Below are 22,062 nucleotides of genomic sequence, written 5' to 3'. Positions count from 1 at the left end.
CACCAGCTACGATCAGGGACGGAACATCGCCGCCGGCCCCGGAGGCGGGCAGGTACCTGGTGGTCCTCACGGTCTTCAAAACCGATGCGGCCGAGGAGCTCGGTCGGGCGGGTTCGATCCCCGTACGCCTCCGCCACCCCCGCCGACACCGGCGCCGCCCGTTTTCGCCCCCGACCTCCGGTCCGGTCCGCCCGCAGGCCCCCGACCTCGCCGCCGGCAGACGCACATCAGACCGGGTCGGCCACGAACAGTCGCGTCACCCTGACGGATCGTGTCCATTGTCGTGTCCGTCGTTACCGCCCCGTGATGAAGTCGATGATGTCCCAGCACGTCAGGTCTCCTAGAGTTGCGTCACCGATTCAGCAGAATCCGGTGTCACAGACCGTGGACGAGACAGGTGGGGCATGACCGAGCGGAGCCAGGCGGGCGAACTGAGTGGTACCGACCGACCGCTCATCCGGCTTGACGGAGTCAACAAGTGGTTCGGCCCGTTGCACGTGCTACAGGACGTCAACCTCTCGGTGAACCGGGGCGAGGTGGTCGTGGTGATCGGCCCGTCCGGTTCGGGCAAGTCGACGCTGTGCCGGACGATCAACCGGCTGGAGCCGATCAACTCCGGGACGATCACGTTCGACGGACAGCCGCTGCCCGCCGAGGGCCGAGCCCTGGCCCGGTTGCGTAGCGAGGTGGGCATGGTCTTCCAGTCGTTCAACCTCTTCGCCCACAAGACGATCCTGGAGAACGTCACGCTCGGGCCGATCAAGGTGCGGAAGGAGAAGCCGGAGTCCGCCCGGCAGCGAGCCCTCGCGCTCCTCGACCGGGTCGGCATCGCCAGCCAGGCGAACAAGTTCCCCGCCCAGCTCTCCGGCGGCCAACAGCAGCGGGCCGCGATCGCCCGGGCCCTCGCCATGCAGCCCAAGGCGATGCTCTTCGACGAGCCCACCAGCGCCCTCGATCCCGAGATGGTCGGCGAGGTGCTCGAGGTGATGACGTCGCTCGCCGCCGACGGCATGACCATGGTGGTGGTGACGCACGAGATGGGCTTCGCCCGGCACGCCGCCAACCGGGTCATCTTCATGGCCGACGGCCAACTCGTCGAGGACGCTCCGCCCGCCGAGTTTTTCGCCAACCCGCGCAGCGAGCGGGCCAAGGACTTCCTGTCGAAGGTCCTGACGCACTAGGCGTCCCGTGTGGAGCGCCCGGTCGGCTGGCCGGCGCGCAACGTCGAAGAAGGGGAAGAGGAATGCGAATCACGCGCGTGGCGGCGATGGCCACGGCCGCGGCACTCTCGCTCACCGTTGCCGCCTGCGGCGGTGATGACAACGCCGGTTCGGGCAGCAGCGCGTCCGGGATCATTGGCAAGGCCCAGTCGAGCAAGAAGCTGGTCATCGGGGTCAAGTCCGACCAGCCCGGCCTCGGGTTGCAGACCGGCAGCACGTACGAGGGCTTTGACATCGAGATCGGCAAGATCATTGCCAAGGGCCTCGGCGTGGACGAGAGCGGCATCGAGTGGAAGACGACGGTCTCGGCCAACCGGGAGCCGTTCATCCAGCAGGGCACCGTCGACCTGGTGATCGCGACGTACACCATCAACGACGAACGCAAGCAGAAGGTCAGCTTCGCCGGGCCGTACTTCGTCGCCGGGCAGGACCTGCTGGTCAAGGCGGACAACACCACCATCACCGGGCCGGAGTCGCTGGACGGCAAGACGGTCTGCTCGGTGACGGGCTCCACCCCGGCCAAGCGGATCCAGACCGACTTCCCGAAGGCGAAGCTCCAGCAGTTCGACGCGTACACCAAGTGCCTGCAGCCGCTGCTGAACGGCCAGGTGGACGCGATGACCACCGACGACATCATCCTCGCCGGCTACGCCGCGCAGGAGCAGTACGCCGGCAAGTTGAAGGTGGTCGGCAAGCCCTTCTCCACCGAGCCGTACGGCATCGGCCTGAAGAAGGATGACGTCGAGGGCTGCAAGAAGATCAACGAGATCCTCACCGCCGCCGCGGCGGACGGCAGCTACAAGGCGGCCTGGGACAAGACCCTGGGCAAGAGCGGCACCCCCGCGCCGACGCTGGACACCAGCAAGCTGACCCACTGCCCCGCCTGATCGACCGACCAGGGGCCGGCGGTGACGATCCGCCGGCCCCGACCGTCGTTCAGGGCCCGATGTGCTCTCCAGGAGCAAGGACATGGACGTATTCAGCGATCCGCGGAATATCGACGCGACGGTGTCGGGCTTCCTCTGGATCCTCAAGCTGACCGGCGCCTCCGCAGTACTCGCACTGGTGCTCGGCGTGATATTGGCCGCGATGCGGGTGTCGCCGATTCCCGTACTGCGGCTCTTCGGCGCCGCCTGGGTCAACATCTTCCGCAACACGCCGTTGACCCTGATCATCTTCTTCTGCTACTTCGGGCTCTACAGCACGCTCGGCCTGAGCCTCTCCGAGGACCTCAATCTGAACATCTACTGGCTCGGGGTCATCGGGCTCTCGACGTACACCGCCGCGTTCGTCTGCGAGGCGGTCCGCTCCGGCATCAACACCGTGCCGGCCGGGCAGGCCGAGGCGGCCCGGGCGATCGGCCTCACGTTCGCCCAGACGCTGCGCATCATCGTCCTTCCGCAGGCCGGCCGGGCGGTGGTCGCGCCGCTCGGCAGCATCCTGATCGCGCTCTGCAAGAACAGCACGATCGTCGGCACCATCGGCCTGATGGAGTCGTCCAGCGTGATGAAGGACCTGATCAACTCGTACGGCAACGCCGGCATCCTGATCTTCGCGGTCTTCGCCGGCGTCTTCGCGCTGCTCCTGATCCCGACGGGCTACCTCTTCGGTTGGCTCGCCAACCGGCTGGCGGTGAGGCGGTGATGAGCAACACCTCGTCGGTCCTCTACGACCACCCCGGTCCCCGGGCCAAGGTCCGCAACACGATCCTGACGGTCGTCTTCGGCGTCGCGATCCTGGCCCTGCTCTGGTGGATCTACCGCAAGTTCGACGACGCCGGGCAGTGGGCCGGCGACCTCTGGAAGCCGTTCCTCGAGGCCAACACCTGGACCGGGTTCATCCTGTCGGGCCTGCGCGCGACGCTGCTCGCCGCGGCCACGGGCATGGCGCTCTCGCTCGCCTTCGGCGTCATCTTCGCGGTCGGACGGCTCTCCGACCACTGGTGGATCCGGGTGCCGTGCGGCGCGGTCGTCGAGTTCTTCCGGGCCGTACCGCTGCTGCTGATGATCTTCTTCATCTTCTACGCGGTGCCGTTCCTGATCCAGGCGCCGGTCTCGGCCTTCTGGGCGGTGGTCATCGGACTCACCCTGTACAACGGCTCGGTCCTCGCCGAGGCCTTCCGTGCCGGGATCCGGGCGGTGCCGCTGGGCCAGTCCGAGGCGGCGTACGCCCTCGGCATGCGCAAGACCCTCGTCATGCGGCACATCCTGGTCCCGCAGGCCGCCCGGTCGATGCTCCCGGTGATCGTCAGCCAGCTCGTCGTCCTGCTCAAGGACACCGCCCTCGGCTACATCGTGGCCTACCCCGAGCTGCTCCAGCGTGGCGTCAACGACCTCTCCGCCAACTTCGGCAACGTCGTCGCCGCCGCGATGGTGATCGCGGCGATCTACATCGTCATCAACTCGCTGCTCACCCTGCTCGCCGGCTGGCTCGAACGGCGGACCCGCAGCCGGGGCGGGCGGACCCCGAAGAGCGCCGACACACCGCCGCCGCTGCCGTCCGGCACGACGGACCAGGGCGCCGTCGTCGGCGCCTGAGCCGAGCCGCGCCCCGAGGCCGCGCCTTCCGGCGGCGCCGGGTGCTGACCTCTCCCTGGCGGTTGCCGCTCGAGGAGCGGCAACCGCCAGCACGGTTCGGGGGTCAGCCCCGCGACCACGCCGCGTTCCCGGTCTCCCCGGACGGCACGCCCGTGGGCGCCGACCAGGGGCACGGGTGTGGCACAGCTCAGGGCTGGCCCAGGACCCGCCGACACCCGTCTCTCGCCCGGGACGGGCGCCATTCGCGGGTCCCACGGCCGGGCCTCTCGGCGCCCCGGCCCCGCCGCCGGCCCCAGGGGACGCCCCGGGCAGCGACGCCGGTCCGCTGGTCCGCGGCCGTCACGCCGGGCGCGGCGCGCCGTCAGCGGGCGATCTCGGTGACCCGCGACTCGCGGACCACGGTCACCCGAATCTGCCCCGGGTACGTCAGCTCCTCCTCGATCTGCTTGGCCACGTCCCGGGCCAGCACCGCCGCGCCGATCTCGTCGACGTCGTCCGGCCTGACCATCACCCGGATCTCCCGGCCCGCCTGCATCGCGAAGACCTTCTCCACCCCGGGCTTGCCGGCGGCGATCTCCTCGATCCGCTCCAGCCGCTTGACGTACGCCTCCAGGCTCTCCCGGCGCGCGCCCGGCCGGCCGCCGGAGCAGGCGTCCGAGGCCTGGGTCAGCACCGCCTCGATGGTCTGCGGCATCACCTCGTTGTGGTGTGCTTCGATCGCGTGCACGACCTCCTCGGGTTCGCCGTACTTGCGGGCCAGATCGGCGCCGATCAGCGCGTGGCTCCCCTCCACCTCGTGGGTCAGTGCCTTGCCGATGTCGTGCAGGAACGCGCAGCGCTTGACCGTCGCTATGTCGAGCCGCAGCTCCGCCGCCATGATCCCGGCGATGTGCGCCGTCTCCACGAGGTGCTTCAGCACGTTCTGCCCGTACGACGTCCGGTACCGCAACCGACCGAGCAGGCTCACCAGCTCCGGGTGCATCTCGGTGATGCCGACCTCGACCAGCGCGTCCTCGGCCGCCCGTTGGCAGAGCAGCTCCACCTCCTGCTTGGCGGTCTCGAAGACCTCCTCGATCCGGTGCGGGTGGATCCGGCCGTCGAGCACCAGCTTCTCCAGGGTCAGCCGGCCGATCTCGCGGCGTACCGGGTCGAAGCAGGAGAGCAGCACCGCCTCGGGCGTGTCGTCGATGATCAGGTTGACCCCGGTCACCGACTCGAAGGCCCGGATGTTGCGCCCCTCCCGCCCGATGATCCGGCCCTTCATCTCGTCGCCGGGCAGGTGCAGCACGCTGACCACGCTCTCCGCGGTCTGCTCGCTCGCCACCCGTTGGATCGCGTCGACCACGATGTGCCGGGCCCGCTGTTCGGCGGTGTTCCGGGCCTCCGCCTCAATCTCCCGAACCAGGATCGCCGCCTCGCGCTTGGCCTGGCCCTCGATCGTCTCGATCAGCTCGGCCCGGGCGGCCTCGGCGGTGAGCCCAGCGATCCGCTCCAGCTCCCGTCTCCGCTGCTCCTCCGCCTCGGCCAGGGCCGCCTCCCGGGCTGCCAGGGCCGCCTCGCGCTCCGCCAGCTCGGCCGCGGTCGTCATCAGCCGGCGCTCCCGCTCGGCGAGGCGCTCGACCTCCTCGGCGTGCAGCCGCTCCCGCTCGTCCATCCGCTGCGCCCGCCGCTCGAGCTCGGCGGCCTGCTCCCGGGCCGTGGAGGCGAGCAGTGAGATCTCCCGCTCGCCGCTGCGCCGGGCCGCCGCCCGGACCTGCTCCGCGTCTGCCTCCGCCTGCCGGTGCGCCCGGTCGAGAACCGTGTCCGCCTCGGCGCGGGCCGCATCCAGTAACCGGCGCGCCTCCGCGCGGGCGGCCCTGGCCTCGGCCTTCGCTGCGGCGGCGTCCGCCCGAGCCGCGGCCGCCGCCGCCTTGGCCATGTCGACGCTGGACGAGGCCTCGTCGGCTGCGCTGCGCAACGCCGCCAGCGACTGCTCCTGCCGGTCCTTCTCGGCGATGAACGCCGGATCGTCCGGCAGCGTCGCGGGGGCGGCCGCGGCGAGCCGGCGCAGCACCCGGGCTCCGAGGACGATGGCGACCAGGACCAGTACGGCCAGCCCGACGATCGCGGCCAGCAGGATCCACTCCACGCCGCTCACGGCGCCACCTCGCCGCGTTCACGCTCGCCATCGGCGTCGGTCGTGGGCCGGCCGATCCCGGCCCCGCCACCGCGCGCGGCGTCACGGCGCGCCCGGGCGCCCTCTCTCTCCGTAGCCCGCTCGGTCATGGCCGCCTCCCCTAGCCGTCCGGCGCCGGAGGGCTACGCCTGTGGGTGAGGCGCGCCCCCTACGGCTGTCACGACGCCCGACCGAGGCGGCTGGCCGACGGTACGGCCATCTGGCAGCGCCCCGGGGAGCACCGCCGACGGCCGAGATGTGGTACCACGGTTTACCGGACCGGCCCGCCCGGTAGCCGGCTATCTGGCCAAGGGACACCTGGCCCAAGTGATGCCGTACTGTTACGCGATCTATGTTGTGCGCTTAGCCTGCAATGGTCGGGAAAACTCGTCTAAGGCGAGGCTAGGTCGCGATGGGGCGTCCGGTCAAGAAACTCATGATCCGGTGGGGTCCCTAACGCAACGCATCCCACGCGCTCACGGCGCGCCGACATGATACCGGGCATAGCGGGGCAAGTCCGGTATCCGACTCACGGTAGCCGCCGCCGAGCAGGACCGGTCGGCGTCGCCGGACGCGCTTCCCGCTCCGGGCCAGGCCAGGGCCATCGGGCCAGGCCGGGACCACCGGGCCAGGCCAGGGCCACCGGGCCGGGTCCGCGACGCCGGCGGTCCGGCCACGGTCCACCACCCCAGCCGGCGTCCCCGCCTCAACCCGCTCCCAGCGCCACCGCCGCCGCCACCAGGGCGGGGTTTCCGGAGGCGGGTGAGCCGTCCGGCAGGCTCTGGATGTCCTCCAGCCCCACCCGGGTCGACAGCCCGCGCCGGACAGCCTCGGCGAGCACCTCCCAGACCGCCGGCCCCTCGGCGTGCAGCAGCGTCGGCGGCCCACCGGCCGGCAGCGCGGCCAGAATCGCCCGCGCCGTCGCCAGGGCGGTGGCCGGCTCCGGCTCCATGCACTCGACCAGCACCCGCAGACAGGGCACCCGCCACCGCCGGTACGTCGACACCGCGTTCACTGTCCAGACTCCGGCCTCGACCGCCACCCCGCGCTCGCTCAGCGCGCCGGCCACCGCCTCGGCGCCCAGCTCGTGCACGTTGACCGAGGCGAAGTCCGGCAGCACGGTCCAGGCCCGGATGGCCGCCACCTGGGCCGCCGGGTCCGGCTCGATCCAGGCGCCGGTGCTGACCCCGACGGGCAGGCCCGGCGAGGCGGCGCGAATCGCGGTGACCGCCGCGGCGATGTCGGCCGGCGCGAGGGACTCTCGTCCGGCGGCGTCCCGGGGATGAACGTGCACCGCCGCCGCACCGGCGGCCCGGCACCGGGTCGCATCCGCTGCCAGCTCGGCGGGGCTGATCGGCACGGCGGGATGGTCGTCCCGGCTCAGCCCACCGTTGAGACAGGCCTTCAGCATGGTCTCCCCCTCGCTCCCACCGCGTATCCCGGTCACCTCCCCGAGCAACCGCGTGCGCCGACTCCCGGACGAGGCGGCTGCGGCGTGCCGACGGGGCGGCGCCACCATCGCCCCATCGTGTCGCAGCGCGCCGGCGACCGGACGGACGCCGGGTGACACAGCACCAGCCGGGAGGCTCTCGTCCGGCGCGCCCGCCAGCGGCTAGCGGACCTCCTGGTCGAACCCGGTCTCGGCCTCGGCGAGCGCATCGGCGTCGATCCGGTCGGCGAACTCCGCCGCCTCGGCGTCCCCCGCGGCGAGCGCCTCCTTGACCACCCGGATCGCCACCCCGGGCGGATATCCCTTGCGGGCCAGCATGCCGACCAACCGCCGGAAGACCGCGTCTGGGGCGCCGGAGATCGTCCGCAGCTTCCGCTCGACCAGCGCCCGCGCGGTCTCGGCCTCGGTCGTCTCGTCCAGCGCCTCGAGCGCCTCGGAGGCCGTCTCCGCGTCGACCCCGCGCTGGCGCAGCTCGGTGGCGAGCGCCCGGCGGGCAAGGCCCCGCCCCTGGTGCCGACTGGTGACCCAGGCCCGGGCGAAGGCGGCGTCGTCGATGATCCCGACCTCGTCGTACCGGTCCAGGACCTGGGTGGCGACCTCCGCCGAGATGCCCTTCCGGGTCAGCGCGGCCGCCAGCTCGGCCCGGGTTCGGGGCCGTACGGCGAGCTGGCGCAGGCAAATTTCCCGAGCCAGTTCGGCCTCGTCCCGCGGCCGGGGCGGCTCGGTGTCGTCCCCGGGCCGGTCGTCGGCACCGGGGAGCAGGCCGTCGACCGGCCCAGCGCGCCGAGGACCGGAGCGGCCCCGGCGCGACCGGCCCGTCCCGCCGTCACCCGTACGGGCCGGAGCGGCGTCCCAGCCCCGGCCCGTACGGGCACCACGTCGTCCCACCACGTCGGCGACTCAGCCGGTGGCTCAGAAGTCCACCGGCGGCAGCTCCGGCCCACCGGTCGCGTCGCCCCCGGGCACCCCGACGCCGAGCTTCTCCAGGATCTTCTTCTCGATCTCGGCCGCCACGTCCGGGTTCTCCCGCAGGAACTCGCGGGCCTTCTCCTTGCCCTGGCCGAGCTGGTCGCCCTCGTAGGTGTACCAGGCCCCGGACTTGCGGATGATCGACTGCTCCACACCGACGTCGATCAGCGACCCCTCCCGGGAGATGCCCCTGCCGTACATGATGTCGAACTCGGCCTGCTTGAACGGAGCCGCGACCTTGTTCTTCACCACCTTGACCCGGGTCCGGTTGCCGACCACCTCGGTGCCGTCCTTGAGGCTCTCGACGCGGCGTACGTCGAGCCGGACCGAGGCGTAGAACTTCAGCGCCCGCCCACCCGTGGTGGTCTCGGGGCTGTTGTGCACCAGGATGCCGTCCGCGAGGTAGTTGTGCGAACCCTCGATCTCGATGTCGAACCGGTCCATCATCGTCTCGTCCCGTCGGACCTCGATGTCGAGAATCCGCGCCGGAAGCGGATGCATGACCGGCTCCACAAACTCCGGCCTGACGCTGTACTGCCCCCGGAACCTCGGCAGGAGCATGTCTTCCATGCACCCGGGGACGTACGGCGCCACGAGCTCCTGGAACCTTTCGGACGCGGCGGTGGTGAAGCGTACGACGTCACCCCGCTGGGTCAGCGTCACGTCGAGACCCCAGGAGTCCCGCAGATACTCCACGAGTCGCTGCCGGCTCCCCTCGCCCAGGGCCTCGACACAGATCTCGATCCGCCCGCTGTCACCCCGGGTCGGCTCCTGCGCCCCCGTGAACGTCCCGTTGTCCATGTACCACACAGCAAGGGCGAACGGGGTCAGCTGCTTGAGGTAGTCCCAGCTCAGGTGCTTCTTGCCGTCGCCGAGGTAGACCGCCTGGCGCAGCTCGCCGAGCTCGGCGAGCGGGGTGAGGTCGACGACGACCTCCCCCTCGGCGGTGGAGCTGCGGCTGTGCGGGATGTTGGCCAGCAGCGACACCTTCCAGTCGAGGTAGGCCGCCTGCGCGACACCATGTCCCATCCGGAGGCGTCCGCTCTCCGCGTCTGGCCGGCCCGGGGTCGACAGATTCGCGTTGCCCAGCAACGCGCCCAGAACGAGCTGCCACTGTGCGGGACCGAGCAGGTGCGGCTGGGCGAGCATCACCCGGTCGCCGACGGCGAGCTCGCCGGCCTCACGCCACCCACCGGGGGTCATGATGAGGTGGTTGCGGGTCATCGACATGGTCGCCCGGTCATGCCCGGCGTCGCCGCCGGCCCGCTCGACCGTGAACCGCAGGAACTCCTCGGTCTTGCCGTTGTTGAACCAGTTGACCACCCGGCGTGGCACCAGCCGGCCCAGGTCGCCGTCGTAGGAGAGGACCTCGACGTTCCGCTTCTCGGTGACGATCGTGCCGAGAAGCTCCTGGGAGCCGTCGGCCAGGGTCACTTTCGTGTCCCACGATCCGCATCCGAACATGACGCCGATCTTCTCCCGGAGCTGGTTGATGAAGATCGCGGTGGTGCCGGTGTGGTTGAGGACGCCGGTGATCTTCCGCAGCGCCTGGCTCATCAGCCGGGCCTGGAGGCCGACGTGGCTGTCGCCCATCTCGCCCTCGATCTCGGCACGCGGCACCAGCGCGGCGACCGAGTCGATCACGATGATGTCCAGCGCCCCGGACCGGACGAGCATGTCGGCGATCTCCAGAGCCTGCTCACCGGTGTCGGGCTGGGCGACCAGCATCGCGTCGGTGTCGACCCCGAGCGCCTTCGCGTACTCCGGGTCGAGCGCGTGCTCGGCGTCGATGAAGGCGGCGATCCCGCCGGCCCGCTGGGCGTTGGCGACCGCGTGCAACGCCACCGTCGTGTTGTGCGAGAGCACACCGTTGGCGAGGAAGCTGTGGGTCTGCGGAAGCACCACGTCGAAGGTCGGCTGGAGACCCGCATCCGTCACCGCCACGACGTCCTCGTACGTGTAGGCGGAGTCGGCCAGCCGACGCAGGTGCAGCAGGATGGCCCGGCCGGACTGCGACAACCGCGCCGACCGCCGCTCACCCCATTCGACGATCTCGGACAGCCGGCTCCGGGAGCACGCCGGATCCCCCTCCGTCCGGACGAGGTCACCGGCCAGCCGGTCAAACTCGCGGTCACCACCGCAGTCGTCGCGAAGATCCTGGATCAGGCCACGGAGGTGCGGAATGTGCTCGGCCTGCGCGTCCCGAGGGCTCTGCCGGAGGAGCGTCTCGACCTGTGCCCGACGCCGGGCGGACCGGAACCCGATCTCGCTGAGGAAGCGATGCGTGACCGAAGGGTCGATCGTCACCGACCAGTGGTCCCGCTCGTCCGTCGCGTGCCACCCGGCGGCGACGGTCGCCGGGATGCCGAGACCGTAGAGAAGCAGCTGCACCTCACGGGCGAGCTGCTCGGAGGCGGTGCCAAGCCCGATCGTCGCGCTCTGGTCGATCCGCCCGTCGCCCTCGAACAACGCCGACAGGAAGGCCCGTTGCACCTTGTGGCCAGCGGTACGGACCCGGTAGGGCACGGTCGTGCCGTGGGCGGTCACGTCGTCGAGGCCGTACTCCTCGGCAAGGCGTCGCCGAAGTGCCCCGTCGGAGGCGACGAACGCCGTGTCGTCGTGGTGGCGAACCGCGACGCCGAAGAGGTGGTCCACGAGGCGACAGAACTCGCCACTCACCTCCGGATCCCCGGTGGTGAACCGGATGCCGTGGTCGTCACCCCGCGAACCCTCGGTCACGAGGTAGCCGAGCAGGACCGCCTCGTCCTCGGACAACCCGTCGCCGCCGGCCGCCTCGACCGCGCCGAACGTGGCGGAGACCAGGATGTCACCGGGCCGGATGCTCCCCACGGTCCGCCAGGCGATGAAGCCCCGCTCGGTCATCACCCGCAGGGGGTGGTTCGTGGTCGCGGTGATCGTCCGCCCGGACCGCAGCGTGAGCGTGACCACCGGCTTGCGGTCGTTGTGGGTGAGTGCCGCGACCGACTCCAGCTCGCCCCGCTCATTGACCATCCGGACGCCGAGGTCGCTGATGTCGGTGACCCGACTCGTGCAGCTCGCCGGCTGGCCACACCGCGCGAAGAGCTCCGCGACGGTCTCGAGGCCGCGATCCGTCCACAGGTAGGTGTCTGCGGTCAGGCACTTACCGCTGCTCTCCGGGCCGAAGATCTCGATGACCCGGCCGCGCGGAAGCCCGCCCACCCCCAGCGCCACGTCGAGCGCGATGGAGCCGGTCGGGATCACGGCGGTCTGGACGACCGGCTTCTCCCCCAGCCGCATGACCGAGCCCTTGCCGAACTGCTTGTCGATCTGAGCGAGAGCAAGTTCGAGTGCCTTCTCCCGGTCAGGTCCTGCCGCCATGGTCGCCACCCCTGCCTTCGCTGGCGTCTTCGCCGCACTTTTCGTCACGCGCACACGCTAGGCGCCCGGTCCGACAGTACGCGGCCGGCTGGCCATGACCTGTGGACGGGCACCCCGCCTGTGGACAATAGCCGAACAGGTGTACGACTCAACCCGCGACACGCGAAAACTACCAAAAGTACTTACTGGATCACGTACCGCAGTGATGACTCAACGAAGCTGGGCCGGCACCCGGTCGGGGTAGGCCGCGCAGACCGCGCGCCACACCACGGCCGCCTCCTCGCCGGCGTCGAGCGCCTCCTGGATGGTCCGACCGCCCAACTGGGGCAGCACCTGGTCGACGGCGATGCTGCCGGCGTACGCCGGGCCGAACGTCTGTTCCAGCCGCGCCCAGAAGTCTGTCAGCCGCACCGCGACACTCCCTCTTCTCCCTGCGCCACGCGGACCGCCTCACGCCGTCGCCGGCGCCGACGTCGTCCGCCACGCTAGCGCCAACAGCGGTACCAGGGCGACCGCCGCCAGCACGTCGAGCACCGGATAACCGGCCGTCTGGATGACAAACCCGCTCACCGCCCCGGCGAGCGCTCCGGCCAGCCCCATGGTCAGGTCCGACAGGCCCGGGACGGCGGGCCGGACCTCGGCCGACACCGACTCCGACAGCAGGGTGGAGCCGGCCACCATGGTGGCGGACCAGCCGAGCCCGAGCAGCGTGAGCCCGGCCGAGACCCGCACCGTGTCGTGCCCGGTTCCGGCTCTCGCCGCGGTCGTCTCCGTCGCCACCCTGTCTCCTCCCCCGCTCCGCGCCGGGGTGCCGGGGAAGGCCGTCCGCGCGCGCCCGGCCCTCGGCCGCCCCGCCCGTACGCTACAGGCCGAGGTCGCGGCCGATGATCTCCTTCATGATCTCGGTGGTCCCACCGTAGATGGTCTGCACCCGACCGTCCAACCAGGACCGTGCGACCGGGTGCTCCAGCATGTAGCCGTACCCGCCGTGCAGCTGGACGCAGCGGTCGGCGACCCGGTTCCGCAGCTCGGTGGTCCACCACTTGACCTTGGCGGCGTCGGCCGGGGTGAGCCGGCCGGCGACGAACTCGGCGACGCAGTGGTTGAGGAACGTCCGGGCGATGGTCACCTCCGTGTCGAGTTCGGCGAGGAGGAACCGGTTGTGCTGGAAGCTGCCGACCGGCCGCCCGAACGCCTCGCGGGATCGGACGTACTCCAGGGTGAGGGCGAGCAGCCGTTCGGCGGCGGCGACGGCCGAGACGGCGATCCCGAGCCGCTCCCGGGGCAGGTTCGCCATCAGGTGGTAGAAGCCGTGGTTCTCGGTGCCGACCAGGTTCGCCGCCGGCACCCAGCAGTCGTCGAAGAAGAGTTCGGCGGTGTCGTTGGCGCGCAGGCCGACCTTGGCCAGCCGGCGGCCCCGGGTGAAGCCGGGGGTGTCCCGCTCGACCGCGATCAGGCTGACCCCGTGCGGGCCGCGTTCCGGGTCGGTCTTGGCGACGACGACGACCAGGTCGGCCAGTTCGCCGTTGGTGATGAAGGTCTTTTGTCCGTTGAGGACGTACCCGTCCCCGTCCCGGACCGCCGTGGTCCGGATCCCGGCCAGGTCGGACCCGGCGCCCGGTTCGGTCATCGCGATCGCGGTGATCAGGTCGCCCGAGCAGAACCCGGGGAGCCAGCGCTGCCGCGCCTCCTCGGTGGCGAGGTCGCGCAGGTACGGCGCGACGACGTCGTTGTGCAGCCCGAACCCGAGGCCGGAACAGTTGGCGGCGACGATCTCCTCGGTCAGCACCGCGTTGAACCGGAAGTCGTGCTGGCCACCGCCGCCGTACTCCTCGGGGATGTCCAGGCCGAGCAGGCCGGCGGCACCGGCGCGGCGCCAGACCTCCCGGTCGACGATGCCGTCGGCCTCCCACCGATCGTGGTACGGCACCGCCTCGCGGGCCAGGAACGCCCGGCACAGGTCCCGGAACTCGTCGTGCACCGGCTCGTAGAGATGCTGCTGCATGTCGGACAGTCTGCCGCGCCCGACGGATGGCCGGCCCGCCGGTGTGCGCGCCGGCCGCCGGTGTGCGCGCCGACCCGCCGGGTAAGCGGAACCGGGAGGACGGGCACGGGACCGGGCGGCACAGCGCAACGAGGGCGAGGGTGAGGGTGAGGGGACGCGTGGCGAGGACGTCGAGCACCGGGAACGGGCCCGGCACGGTCCGGGTCCGCTTCACCGACGGCCCGGCCGACGGCACGCTGCGGGACCTGCCCAGCGGTCCGGACGGGATCCCGCCGGCCCGGTGGATCCTGACCGGCGGTGGGCCGCTCGGCGCCGGGCCGGAGCACCTCTACGAACGCGGGCCACGGCCCGAGGCCGGCGCCCCGTGGCCGATGCGCTGGGTCCGCACCGACCCGGTCGGGATGACGGAGTAGCGCCCCGGTGCCGGCCTGCCCGCCGACCCGCGCGCCCCCCGGCACCCAGGTCCTGGTCAGCGCAGCGCGCCCGCCACCACCTTCAGGTCGGCGACGAGCCCGGCGTACGCGGTCTCCCGGTCGTCGGCGCGGAGCACCGCGGAGGGGTGGATGGTCGCCACGAGCCGGGTCGAGGCCACGGACTCCCGCTGCCCGGTCGGGCCGACCGGCACCCTGGCGAAGTCCTGCGGTCGCTGTGCCGAGTCGGGCCAGGGCAGCAGCACGCCCCGGGACTGGGTGACCCGGAACGACGGCCCGAGCAGTGCCTTCGCCGCGGTGGCGCCGAGCACCACCACGACCTCCGGGTGCAGTCGGGCGAACTCGGCGACCAGCCAGGGCCGGCAGGCGACGATGTGGGTCCGGTCCGGAGTCTTGTGGATCCGCCGCTTGCCCCGCAGCTCGAAACGGAAGTGCTTGACGGCGTTGGTGATATAGAGTTCGCGGGGGTCGATGCCGGCCTCGTCCACGGCCCGGCGCAGCAGGTGGCCGGCCGGGCCGACGAACGGCAGACCCTTCCGATCCTCCATGTCACCCGGCTGCTCGCCGACGAAGACGACCCGGGCGTGTTCGTCGCCCCGGCCGAAGACGGTCTGGGTGGCGTCCCGGTACAGCTCGCACCCCCGGCAGCCGCGTGAGGCGGCGCGCAGCGCGTCGAGGGTGTCGGCGTCGGGCGGGATGAACTCCTGTGCCCCGGGTGCGGTCTCCGTCTCAGACATAACGAGCTTTCTACCCCGTACCTCCGACGTCACGCACTGAGGGTGGGGGGTGTGGCGGGCGCGGCGGCCCGGACCACCGCGTCGGCCAGCGGCGCGATGTCGGAATCGGCGAGCGGGCTGACGGTGATCCGGATGCCGGGCCCGCTGCGGAGCCGGAAGAGCGCACCGGGGGCGACGACGTACCCGGCGTCACGCAGCCCGGCGACCGCCCGGGTCTCGTCGGGCACCGGGACCCAGACGTTGATCCCGGTACGGCCGTACGCGGCGAGCCCCCGTTCGGCGAGCGCCGTACGCAGCGCCGCCACCCGGTCGGCGTAGCTGCGCCGGGCCCGCGCGATCCGGTCGGCCACCTCCGGGTCCCGCCAGAGCGCGAGGGTGAGTCGTTGCAGCACAGTGGAGATCCAGCCGGAGCCGACCCGGAGTCGGCCGGCGACCCGGGCGACCGTCGCCTCGTCACCGGTGAGGACGGCGAGCCGCAGGTCCGGCCCGTACGGCTTGCTCGCCGAGCGGACGAACGCCCAGGTCCGGGTCGCCCCGGCGAGCGGATACAGCGGCTCGACGCAGATCTCGGCGGCATGGTCGTCCTCGATGAGCAGGACGTCGGGATGCCGGCCGAGCACCGCCCGGAGTTCGGCGGCCCGGTCGGCGCCGACCGCCGCCCCGGTCGGGTTCTGCGCCCGGCTGGTCACCACGACCGCCCGGGCGCCAGCGGCGAGCGCGGTCCGGAGCCCGGCCGGGGTGGGGCCGGCCTCGTCCACCGGAACCGGCACCGTTCGGAGCCCGAGCGCGGCGACCAGGTCGAGCAGGTTGGCCCAGCCCGGGTCCTCGACCGCGACCGCGTCGCCGGGGCGCAGGTGGGTGACGAGCAGCCGCTCGATGCCGTCGGAGGCGCCGCCGGTGACGGTGACCGCCGTGGCGGGTACCCCGTCGGCGGTGAGTCGCTGTCGGGCCGCCTCGACCAGCTCGGGCAGGACGCCGCCGCGTTCGTATCCGATCGGGGTGCCGTCGGTCGCGGCGAGGGCGGCCAGGTGGGGCCAGAGCGGCGGGAGCAGGCGCTGGTCCGGCCCTCCGATGGAGAGGTCGAGGGCGCCGGGTGGGGCGGGGAGACGCAGTTCGACCCGACGGGCGCCGACCGGCGGCTCGGGCCGGATCCGGGTGCCGTGCCGGCCGGCCGTCTCCACCACGCCGCGCTGCCGGAGCACCTGGTACGCCTTGGCGACCGTGCCGGGGCTGACGCCGAGCCGGCTGGCGAGGGCTCGGACGGCAGGGAGCGGGGCACCGGCGGGAAGGGCGCCGGTGCGCACCCCCGCCTCCACGCTGGCGGATATCTCGGCAGCCGTCGTGCCGCGGAACTGATAATGTTCTGCCACAGTTTAAAGATTGTACTATAACAAAAGGGCGGCAGCCGGATGGACCAGCAGACGACGTACGAGAAGACGCACAGGACCACGGCGAACCGGGATCGGGGAAGGATCAGCTACCGGCGGGCGGCGGTGCACGAGCTGCTCGACGAGGCGTACCACTGCCACCTCGGGTTCGTCGTGGAGGGCGAGCCGCGGGTGTTGCCCACCCTGCACGTCCGGGTCGGCGAGACCCTCTACCTGCACGGCTCGACCGGCAGCCGGCCCCTGCTCGCCGCCCGGGGCAACGCCGGTGTGCCGGTCTGCATCGTGGTCACCGCGCTCGACGGTCTCGTCTGTGGCCGGGCACACGCCCACCACAGCGCCAACTACCGGTCGGTGGTCGCGCACGGCACCGCCCGCCTCGTCACCGACGAGGCCGAGAAGCGGGCGGTGCTGACCGCGCTGGTGGAGAAGGTGGGCCGGGGCCGGGCCGCAGACAGCCGCCCACCGACCCGCCGGGAGCTCGCCGAGACCGCGGTCCTGGCACTGCCGCTGCGCGAGGTGTCGATGAAGACCCGCACCGGCGGCGCCGCCGACGAACCGGAGGACCACGACCTGCCGTACTGGGCCGGGGTGCTACCGCTGCGGACCGTACGCGGCCGGCCCGAGCCGGACCCCGGGGTGACCGCACCGCTACCGGACTACCTGCGGGCCGACCTCTCCCCCTGGTACACCCCATCGCCGATGGCCGGCACGCAGGTCCGGCTCGAACCGCTGGCCGAGTCCCACGTCGACGACCTGTGGGCGGCCACCCGCGACCCCGAGGTCTGGCGGTTCCGGAGCGTCGCCCAGCCGGCCAACCCGACCGACCTGGCCGAGGTCGTGCGGAACGCGCTGGACGCGGCGTGGCGCGGCGAGCGGGTGCCGTGGGTGATCCGGGACGCGCGCTCCGGCGCGGTGATCGGCACCACCTCGTACCGCGACATCAACCCGCCACACCGCGCCGTCGCGATCGGGCACACCGTCCTGGGACGTCCCTGGTGGGGCACCGGGGCGCACGCCGAGGCCACACTGCTGCTGCTGGTCCGGGCCTTCGACGTCCTCGGTGCGGAGCGGGTGGTCTGGCACGCCGACGTCCGCGACCTCCGGTCGCGACACGCCATCGAGCGGGCCGGCGCCCGGCGGGAGGCGGTGCTGCGCCGGCACCGGCTGCGCCCGGACGGCACCTGGCAGGACACCGTGCAGTACGTCATGCTCGCCGACGAGTGGCCGGAAGCACAGATCGCGCTGCGGAGTGGCCTTCTCCCGGCGGCACGGTGATGATCGACATCGTGCTGGGAATCACCGACATCTGGACCTACCTGCTTGGCACCATCGCCATCGTCCTGCTCCCCGGCCCCAACTCGCTCTTCGTGCTCAGCACCGCGGCCCGGGCCGGGGTACGCGCGGGCTACCGGGCCGCCGCCGGGGTCTTCCTCGGCGACGCCGTGCTGATGGTGCTCTCCGCGGCCGGGGTGGCGTCGCTGCTCCGGGCACACCCGCCGGTCTTCATGCTGATCAAGTACGCCGGTGCGGCGTACCTCGGCTACCTCGGGGTGACGATGCTGCGCGGGGCGTGGCGACGCTGGCGCACCCGCGCCGACACGTCCCGCCCGGCCGACGCCGACACACCCGACGAGAGCGCCGCGACGGGATCGAGGCCGTTCCGACGCGCGCTCATGATCAGCCTGCTGAACCCGAAGGCGATCCTCTTCTTCATCTCGTTCTTCATCCAGTTCGTCGACCCGGGCTACCGCTACCCGGCGCTGTCGTTCCTGCTCCTCGGGCTGACCGCCCAGGTCGTCAGCGCGCTGTACCTGACCCTGTTGATCTTCGGCGGCACCTTCCTCGCCGCCCAGTTCCGCCGTCAGCGGCGGCTCGCCGCCAGTGCGGCCACCGGGGTTGGGATGCTCTTCCTCGGCTTCGGCGTCAAACTCGCCACCGCCGGCGCCGGCTGACCCGCTCGGGAAGCTCAGCCACCGGGGCCGGGAGGGACCCCGGCTCAGGTGCCGTCACCGCCGATCCCGCCCGCGCCGGCGTCGGTCTGCCGGAATCGGTCGGCGTCCGCCCCCGGGGACTCCCGGGGCGGGGCGCCCGGCGGGGCACTGTCCGGGGTGTTGGTGCCGGAGGGTCCCGGATGCACCGAAAAGCGGTCTGGTGGCCGGACCCGGGCCGCACTCCGCCGGGTCGCGGTCCACACCGGACGTCCGGCGGCGGTGGCGGCGTGCCGCGCCACCGCGTACCGGAGCCAGCCGTCCACGACGCTGACCCAGTCGAGCTCGGCCGCGCCGGCGTGGTGGACCCGGAACCGGCTGATGCTGACGTGACCGGCTCCGGCGAGCGCGACCCGACGGTCCAGGGTGAAGATCACCTCCACGCCGTACCGGTCGGCGACGAACGTCACCTCCAGCTCGCTGAACGGGCCGCCGTAGAGCGGGGCCGCCCAGAAGGCGATCCGCTGGTGGAACGGCAGCCGCTGGTCGACCCCGGGTAGCCGCCCCGCGAGCAGGCCGACCTGCCGCAGCTGGAAGCCGAGGTCGACGAGGGTGGCGAGGACGCCCTCCTGCGCCGGGAGCGGGTGTACGTACACCGGGCGCAGGTCGCCACGGTCGAGCATCGGGCTGACCGCGACCTCGGCGCGCAGCCCCATGCGCAGGTTGAGATAGCCGGAGCCGTTGATCACCGTCACCGGGGTCTCCCACGGGATCGGCACCCGGAAGTCGATGCCGCGCCGTTCGTGGGGAGCCAGCACGAACGTACCGCCGGCGGGCACCCGCAGAAACTCGGTCAGGACGTACTCGGCCGAGCCGTCTGCCGGCTCGACCCGGGTGACCAGCCCGAGGGAGAGGTGGTCGACGGTCGCCCCGGACCGGCCGGCGCCGACCGTGACCCGGCCGGGCAGCGTCAGCCCGGGCCGGGTGCTCGGATTGGCCAGCACGGTCCGCACGGTCAGCCCCGCACCCGGCAGCAGCCTCCCGAACCCCACCACCGGGTCCTTCCCGCGGCGGCCGCCGGGAAACCCAGACAGGCCGCGGGTCCGAAGGCCTGGACAGGCCCGTCACCTCCGGCGCCCCGCCACCGCGGCAAGGGCCTACCCCGGGCCGACCCCCGCAGCGACCCGGACCGGACCGCGCCCAGGAACCGGGACCCGGGCCGCTCAGCGCAGTCGCCGGCCCCGGGGCACCGGGTCGGTCTCGTCGTCGAACTCCCCGATGACCTCCTCGAGAAGGTCCTCCAGGGCCACGAACCCGACCGGCCGGCCACCGTCGACACCGTTGCTGACCAACGCGAGCTGCGCCTGCTCGGCCCGCATCGCGGCGACCGCCTCGGTGACCGTCGCGGTGGCGGCGAGGGTGAACGGCATGCTCATCAACTCCCGGGCCGTCGCCGTACGCCCGGCGGTGGTGGCCCGGACGGCCTCCCGTACGTGCACCACACCGGCCACCTGGCCCGGTCCCTCCAGGACGGCCAACCGGGATCGGCCGCTGGACCGGCACACCTGCTCGATCCGCTCGGCGGAGTCGTCGGGGCGTACCGAGACGATCCGCTCCAGCGGCTCCATCACCTGCGCCACCGTGGTCGCCTGCAACGCCAGCATGCTCGTCAGCATCTCGTGCTGGTCGGCGGCGAGCAGCCCGTGCTCGTGGGACTGCTGGAGCAGCATCCGCAGCTCCTCCGGCCCGTGCGCGTGCGCCAGCTGCTCCTCCGGACGTACCCGGGCCAGCCGGAGCGTGGCGTTGGCCAGCTTGTTGAGCGCGGCGAGGACCGGCCGAGCGACCCGGGCGAACGCCCGGAACGGCAGGGCGAGCAGCAGCGCCGAGCGCTCCGGGTCGGTGATCGCCCACGACTTCGGGGCCATCTCCCCCACCACCAGGTGCAGGAAGGTGACCAGGGCGAGTGCGACCAGCAACGCGATGGCGTGGCTGGCCCCGGTGGGGAGCCCGACCGCGTGCAGGACCGGGCTGAGCAGGTGCTCGATGGCGGGCTCGGCGAGGGCGCCGAGCCCCAGCGTGCAGGCGGTGATGCCGAGCTGGGCGCCGGCCAACATCAGGGTCAGCTCCCGGGCGCCGTCGAGGGCGGCGCGGGCGGCCCGGCCACCGGAGGCGGCGGCCTGCTCCAGCCGGTAACGCTTCGCCGCCAGCAGCGCGAACTCGGCCGCCACGAAGAACCCGTTGAGGGCGAGCAGCAGCAGGGAGATCAGCAGTGCCCACGTCGTGCTCATGCCGGTACTCCGTCGCGCTCCGGACCGCCGTGAGGCATCACCGCGCCGAGCCCCGCGACTCGCTCGTTCCGCTCGCTCATGCCAGCACCCGCAGCCGTACGGAGTCGGCGACGTGGCGGTCGACCGCCAACACCTCGACGTGGGCCCGGGGGATGGGCTTCGCGGAGTCCGTCTCCCCGTCTGGGGAGAGCCGGATCTCCAGCCGGTCACCGACCTCGGGGACGCGACCCAACTCCCGCATCACCAGACCGGAGAGGGTGTCGTACTCGGGCGCCTCCGGCAGGGTGATGCCGGTGCTGTCGGCGACCTCGTCGATCCGCCACCGGGCCGGCACCACCCAGGAGCCGTCGGCCTGCCGGATCGGGGCCCGTTCCGGCGGGTCGTCCTCGTCTCGGATCGGCCCGACCAGCTCCTCGGCGATGTCCTCGAGGCTGATCACCCCCGCGAAGCCGCCGTACTCGTCGACCACGCAGGCGAGCTGCCGGTGCCCGGCCCGCAGCCGGTCCAGCACCGTCGGCAGCGGCAGGGTCGCGGGCACCAGCAGCGGCGGTACGGCGACCGCCGACACCGGGGTGGTGGCCCGTTCCGCCGGCGGCACGCCCAGGATGTCCGCGATACCGACGACTCCGACGACGTCGTCGACGCCCTCGGCGCCCCGGACCGGAAACCGGGAGTGCCCGGTGTCCAGCAGCTCGACCAGTCGGCTGAGCGGCTCGTCGGCCCGGATGGTGAAGACGTCCACCCGGGGCACCATCGCCTCGGCGGCGGTGAGCTGCCGGAAGTCGAGGCCCCGGTCGAGCAGCGTGGACATCTCCGCGTCGAGCTGCCCCTCCTCCCGCGACTCGGCGATGATCTGCTCCAGGTCCTCCGGCGTGGCGCCGCTGGGCAGTTCCTCGACCGGCTCGATGCCGACCCGGCGCAGCAGCCGGGTCGCGGCGGCGTCGAAGAGCCGAATCACCGGCCCGGCGACCGCGAGGTAGAGCAGTGTCGAACGGGCGAGTGCCCGGGCCAGCGGCTCGGCCCGGACGATCGCGAGGTTCTTCGGCGCGAGCTCGCCGAAGACCATCTGGACGATGGTGGCGATCACCAGCGCCAACGCGACCGACAGCGGGATACTGACCGCGTCGGAGATCCCGACCACGCCGAACAGCTCGGCCAGCCCGTCACCGAGGTACGGCTCGGCGACGTAACCGACGAGCAGGGCGGTGACGGTGATCCCGAGCTGGGCGCCGGAGAGCATGAACGAGAGACGTCCGGTGACCGTGAGGGCGCGTTGGGCGGCCACGTCGCCGTTTTCGGCGCGCTGTCGGAGTTTGCCCCGGTCTACCGCGACATAGCCGAATTCCTGGGCCACGAAGTAGCCCGTGGCGGCGGTCAGCACAATGATCAGGAAGAGACCGAGCACGATCAGCACGGGTGGCTCAGCGCTCCCCGCCGCCGCGACCGATGCGAGGGATGCCGGGTATGACCCGGCTGCCTATAGCTGCCCTCCTCGGCAGTTGAGTGGATCACGCGACCATCCTACCCGGGGCGGCCACCCTCAACCGGACAACCATCGGTCGAACGACCGGCACCCGGAGGCGGTCGAGCCTGG

At 72.3% G+C, this 22,062-nt stretch carries 18 protein-coding genes, 1 tRNA gene and 4 pseudogenes; 8 read left to right on the top strand and 15 right to left on the bottom strand.

Features of this window, described 5'->3' with window-relative positions; translation table 11 throughout:
- Window positions 1-40 precede the first annotated feature (40 nt).
- The 5 genes from EF879_RS27160 to EF879_RS06625 all read left to right on the top strand — a co-directional run bounded on the left by EF879_RS27160 (window position 41) and on the right by EF879_RS06625 (window position 3,757).
- A tRNA-Sec gene (locus EF879_RS27160) sits at window positions 41-136 on the top strand.
- Window positions 137-404: 268 nt separating this feature from the next.
- Window positions 405-1,181, top strand: coding sequence for an amino acid ABC transporter ATP-binding protein (locus EF879_RS06640; RefSeq protein WP_123555873.1), 777 nt, complete (start codon window positions 405-407; stop codon window positions 1,179-1,181).
- Window positions 1,182-1,243: 62 nt separating this feature from the next.
- Window positions 1,244-2,107, top strand: a complete 864-nt coding sequence (locus EF879_RS06635; protein ID WP_123555871.1) for a glutamate ABC transporter substrate-binding protein — start codon at window positions 1,244-1,246, stop codon at window positions 2,105-2,107.
- An 82-nt stretch (window positions 2,108-2,189) separates the two neighbouring features.
- Complete coding sequence (locus tag EF879_RS06630; RefSeq protein ID WP_123555869.1) at window positions 2,190-2,864, top strand: amino acid ABC transporter permease; 675 nt, start codon at window positions 2,190-2,192, stop codon at window positions 2,862-2,864.
- The gene (locus tag EF879_RS06625) at window positions 2,864-3,757 is read left to right on the top strand and encodes an amino acid ABC transporter permease (RefSeq protein WP_123555867.1); all 894 of its coding nucleotides are present in this window, start codon (window positions 2,864-2,866) and stop codon (window positions 3,755-3,757) included. The genes EF879_RS06630 and EF879_RS06625 overlap by 1 nt, the downstream gene beginning before the upstream one ends.
- A gap of 361 nt (window positions 3,758-4,118) precedes the next feature.
- Here EF879_RS06625 and rny read toward each other — a convergent pair whose 3' ends face one another.
- The 10 genes and pseudogenes from rny to EF879_RS06590 all read right to left on the bottom strand — a co-directional run bounded on the left by rny (window position 4,119) and on the right by EF879_RS06590 (window position 13,696).
- Complete coding sequence (gene rny / locus EF879_RS06620) at window positions 4,119-5,894, bottom strand: ribonuclease Y (protein ID WP_123555865.1); 1,776 nt, start codon at window positions 5,892-5,894, stop codon at window positions 4,119-4,121.
- A gap of 724 nt (window positions 5,895-6,618) precedes the next feature.
- Window positions 6,619-7,323 carry a 3-keto-5-aminohexanoate cleavage protein gene (locus EF879_RS06615; protein WP_123556822.1) on the bottom strand — a complete coding sequence of 235 codons (705 nt, stop codon included), beginning with the start codon at window positions 7,321-7,323 and terminating at the stop codon, window positions 6,619-6,621.
- 201 nt (window positions 7,324-7,524) lie between these two features.
- Window positions 7,525-8,250, bottom strand: a complete 726-nt coding sequence (locus EF879_RS06610) for a regulatory protein RecX (RefSeq protein WP_123556820.1) — start codon at window positions 8,248-8,250, stop codon at window positions 7,525-7,527.
- 24 nt (window positions 8,251-8,274) lie between these two features.
- Window positions 8,275-8,778, bottom strand: a complete 504-nt coding sequence (locus EF879_RS28595; RefSeq protein ID WP_370375465.1) for a hypothetical protein — start codon at window positions 8,776-8,778, stop codon at window positions 8,275-8,277.
- A 195-nt stretch (window positions 8,779-8,973) separates the two neighbouring features.
- Window positions 8,974-9,768: pseudogene (locus tag EF879_RS28590) on the bottom strand (recombinase RecA); the annotation flags it as partial.
- 18 nt (window positions 9,769-9,786) lie between these two features.
- A pseudogene (locus EF879_RS28580) lies at window positions 9,787-11,469 on the bottom strand (LAGLIDADG family homing endonuclease); the annotation flags it as partial.
- Window positions 11,461-11,691 (bottom strand): annotated as a pseudogene (locus EF879_RS28575) (hypothetical protein); the annotation flags it as partial. The pseudogenes EF879_RS28575 and EF879_RS28580, both read right to left, overlap by 9 nt.
- A 210-nt stretch (window positions 11,692-11,901) precedes the next feature.
- Complete coding sequence (locus EF879_RS06600) at window positions 11,902-12,102, bottom strand: DUF3046 domain-containing protein (RefSeq protein WP_123555861.1); 201 nt, start codon at window positions 12,100-12,102, stop codon at window positions 11,902-11,904.
- A gap of 39 nt (window positions 12,103-12,141) precedes the next feature.
- Window positions 12,142-12,504 (bottom strand): annotated as a pseudogene (locus EF879_RS06595) (MFS transporter); the annotation flags it as partial.
- 49 nt (window positions 12,505-12,553) lie between these two features.
- Window positions 12,554-13,696 (bottom strand): acyl-CoA dehydrogenase family protein, encoded by a 1,143-nt coding sequence (locus tag EF879_RS06590; protein WP_123555860.1) that lies wholly within the window; start codon window positions 13,694-13,696, stop codon window positions 12,554-12,556.
- Window positions 13,697-13,854: 158 nt separating this feature from the next.
- On the opposite strand from EF879_RS06590, the gene EF879_RS06585 reads away from it, so the two are divergent.
- Window positions 13,855-14,109 carry a hypothetical protein gene (locus tag EF879_RS06585; protein ID WP_123555858.1) on the top strand — a complete coding sequence of 85 codons (255 nt, stop codon included), beginning with the start codon at window positions 13,855-13,857 and terminating at the stop codon, window positions 14,107-14,109.
- Between the two features lie 56 nt (window positions 14,110-14,165).
- Here the strand turns inward: EF879_RS06585 and EF879_RS06580 are convergent, their stop codons facing one another.
- Both EF879_RS06580 and EF879_RS06575 read right to left on the bottom strand, forming a co-directional pair.
- Entirely contained in the window at window positions 14,166-14,864 is a 699-nt protein-coding gene (locus EF879_RS06580) for a UdgX family uracil-DNA binding protein (protein ID WP_123555855.1), read from the bottom strand.
- Window positions 14,865-14,893: 29 nt separating this feature from the next.
- Window positions 14,894-16,234, bottom strand: coding sequence for an aminotransferase class I/II-fold pyridoxal phosphate-dependent enzyme (locus EF879_RS06575; RefSeq protein ID WP_123555854.1), 1,341 nt, complete (start codon window positions 16,232-16,234; stop codon window positions 14,894-14,896).
- A 39-nt stretch (window positions 16,235-16,273) separates the two neighbouring features.
- Here EF879_RS06575 and EF879_RS06570 point away from each other — a divergent pair, with 39 nt between their 5' ends.
- Window positions 16,274-17,527 carry a bifunctional pyridoxamine 5'-phosphate oxidase family protein/GNAT family N-acetyltransferase gene (locus tag EF879_RS06570; RefSeq protein WP_123555852.1) on the top strand — a complete coding sequence of 418 codons (1,254 nt, stop codon included), beginning with the start codon at window positions 16,274-16,276 and terminating at the stop codon, window positions 17,525-17,527.
- Entirely contained in the window at window positions 17,527-18,204 is a 678-nt protein-coding gene (gene leuE, locus EF879_RS06565) for a leucine efflux protein LeuE (RefSeq protein ID WP_123555851.1), read from the top strand. The genes EF879_RS06570 and leuE overlap by 1 nt, the downstream gene beginning before the upstream one ends.
- A gap of 44 nt (window positions 18,205-18,248) precedes the next feature.
- On the opposite strand, the gene EF879_RS06560 is transcribed toward leuE, so the two are convergent.
- From EF879_RS06560 to EF879_RS06550, 3 genes are all read right to left on the bottom strand, one after another.
- Window positions 18,249-19,232, bottom strand: a complete 984-nt coding sequence (locus EF879_RS06560) for a sporulation protein (protein WP_233604275.1) — start codon at window positions 19,230-19,232, stop codon at window positions 18,249-18,251.
- 171 nt (window positions 19,233-19,403) lie between these two features.
- Window positions 19,404-20,468, bottom strand: a complete 1,065-nt coding sequence (locus EF879_RS06555) for a hemolysin family protein (protein ID WP_123555847.1) — start codon at window positions 20,466-20,468, stop codon at window positions 19,404-19,406.
- A gap of 76 nt (window positions 20,469-20,544) precedes the next feature.
- Entirely contained in the window at window positions 20,545-21,882 is a 1,338-nt protein-coding gene (locus tag EF879_RS06550) for a hemolysin family protein (protein ID WP_123555845.1), read from the bottom strand.
- Between the last annotated feature and the right edge of the window lie 180 nt (window positions 21,883-22,062).

The organism is Micromonospora sp. HM5-17 (assembly GCF_003762835.1).
Lineage (GTDB): Bacteria > Actinomycetota > Actinomycetes > Mycobacteriales > Micromonosporaceae > Plantactinospora.
This window is presented reverse-complemented; position numbering and strand designations above follow the sequence as displayed.

Excerpts from the sequence above, each read along its gene's own strand:
- leuE (WP_123555851.1), top strand. The coding sequence starts at position 17,527 with ATGATCGACATCGTGCTGGGAATCACCGACATCTGGACCTACCTGCTT.
- EF879_RS06615 (WP_123556822.1), bottom strand. The coding sequence starts at position 7,323 with ATGCTGAAGGCCTGTCTCAACGGTGGGCTGAGCCGGGACGACCATCCC.
- EF879_RS06625 (WP_123555867.1), top strand. The coding sequence starts at position 2,864 with ATGAGCAACACCTCGTCGGTCCTCTACGACCACCCCGGTCCCCGGGCC.
- EF879_RS06555 (WP_123555847.1), bottom strand. The coding sequence starts at position 20,468 with ATGAGCACGACGTGGGCACTGCTGATCTCCCTGCTGCTGCTCGCCCTC.
- EF879_RS28595 (WP_370375465.1), bottom strand. The coding sequence starts at position 8,778 with ATGATGGACCGGTTCGACATCGAGATCGAGGGTTCGCACAACTACCTC.
- EF879_RS06635 (WP_123555871.1), top strand. The coding sequence starts at position 1,244 with ATGCGAATCACGCGCGTGGCGGCGATGGCCACGGCCGCGGCACTCTCG.
- EF879_RS06570 (WP_123555852.1), top strand. The coding sequence starts at position 16,274 with ATGGACCAGCAGACGACGTACGAGAAGACGCACAGGACCACGGCGAAC.
- EF879_RS06590 (WP_123555860.1), bottom strand. The coding sequence starts at position 13,696 with ATGCAGCAGCATCTCTACGAGCCGGTGCACGACGAGTTCCGGGACCTG.
- EF879_RS06580 (WP_123555855.1), bottom strand. The coding sequence starts at position 14,864 with ATGTCTGAGACGGAGACCGCACCCGGGGCACAGGAGTTCATCCCGCCC.
- EF879_RS06640 (WP_123555873.1), top strand. The coding sequence starts at position 405 with ATGACCGAGCGGAGCCAGGCGGGCGAACTGAGTGGTACCGACCGACCG.
- EF879_RS06630 (WP_123555869.1), top strand. The coding sequence starts at position 2,190 with ATGGACGTATTCAGCGATCCGCGGAATATCGACGCGACGGTGTCGGGC.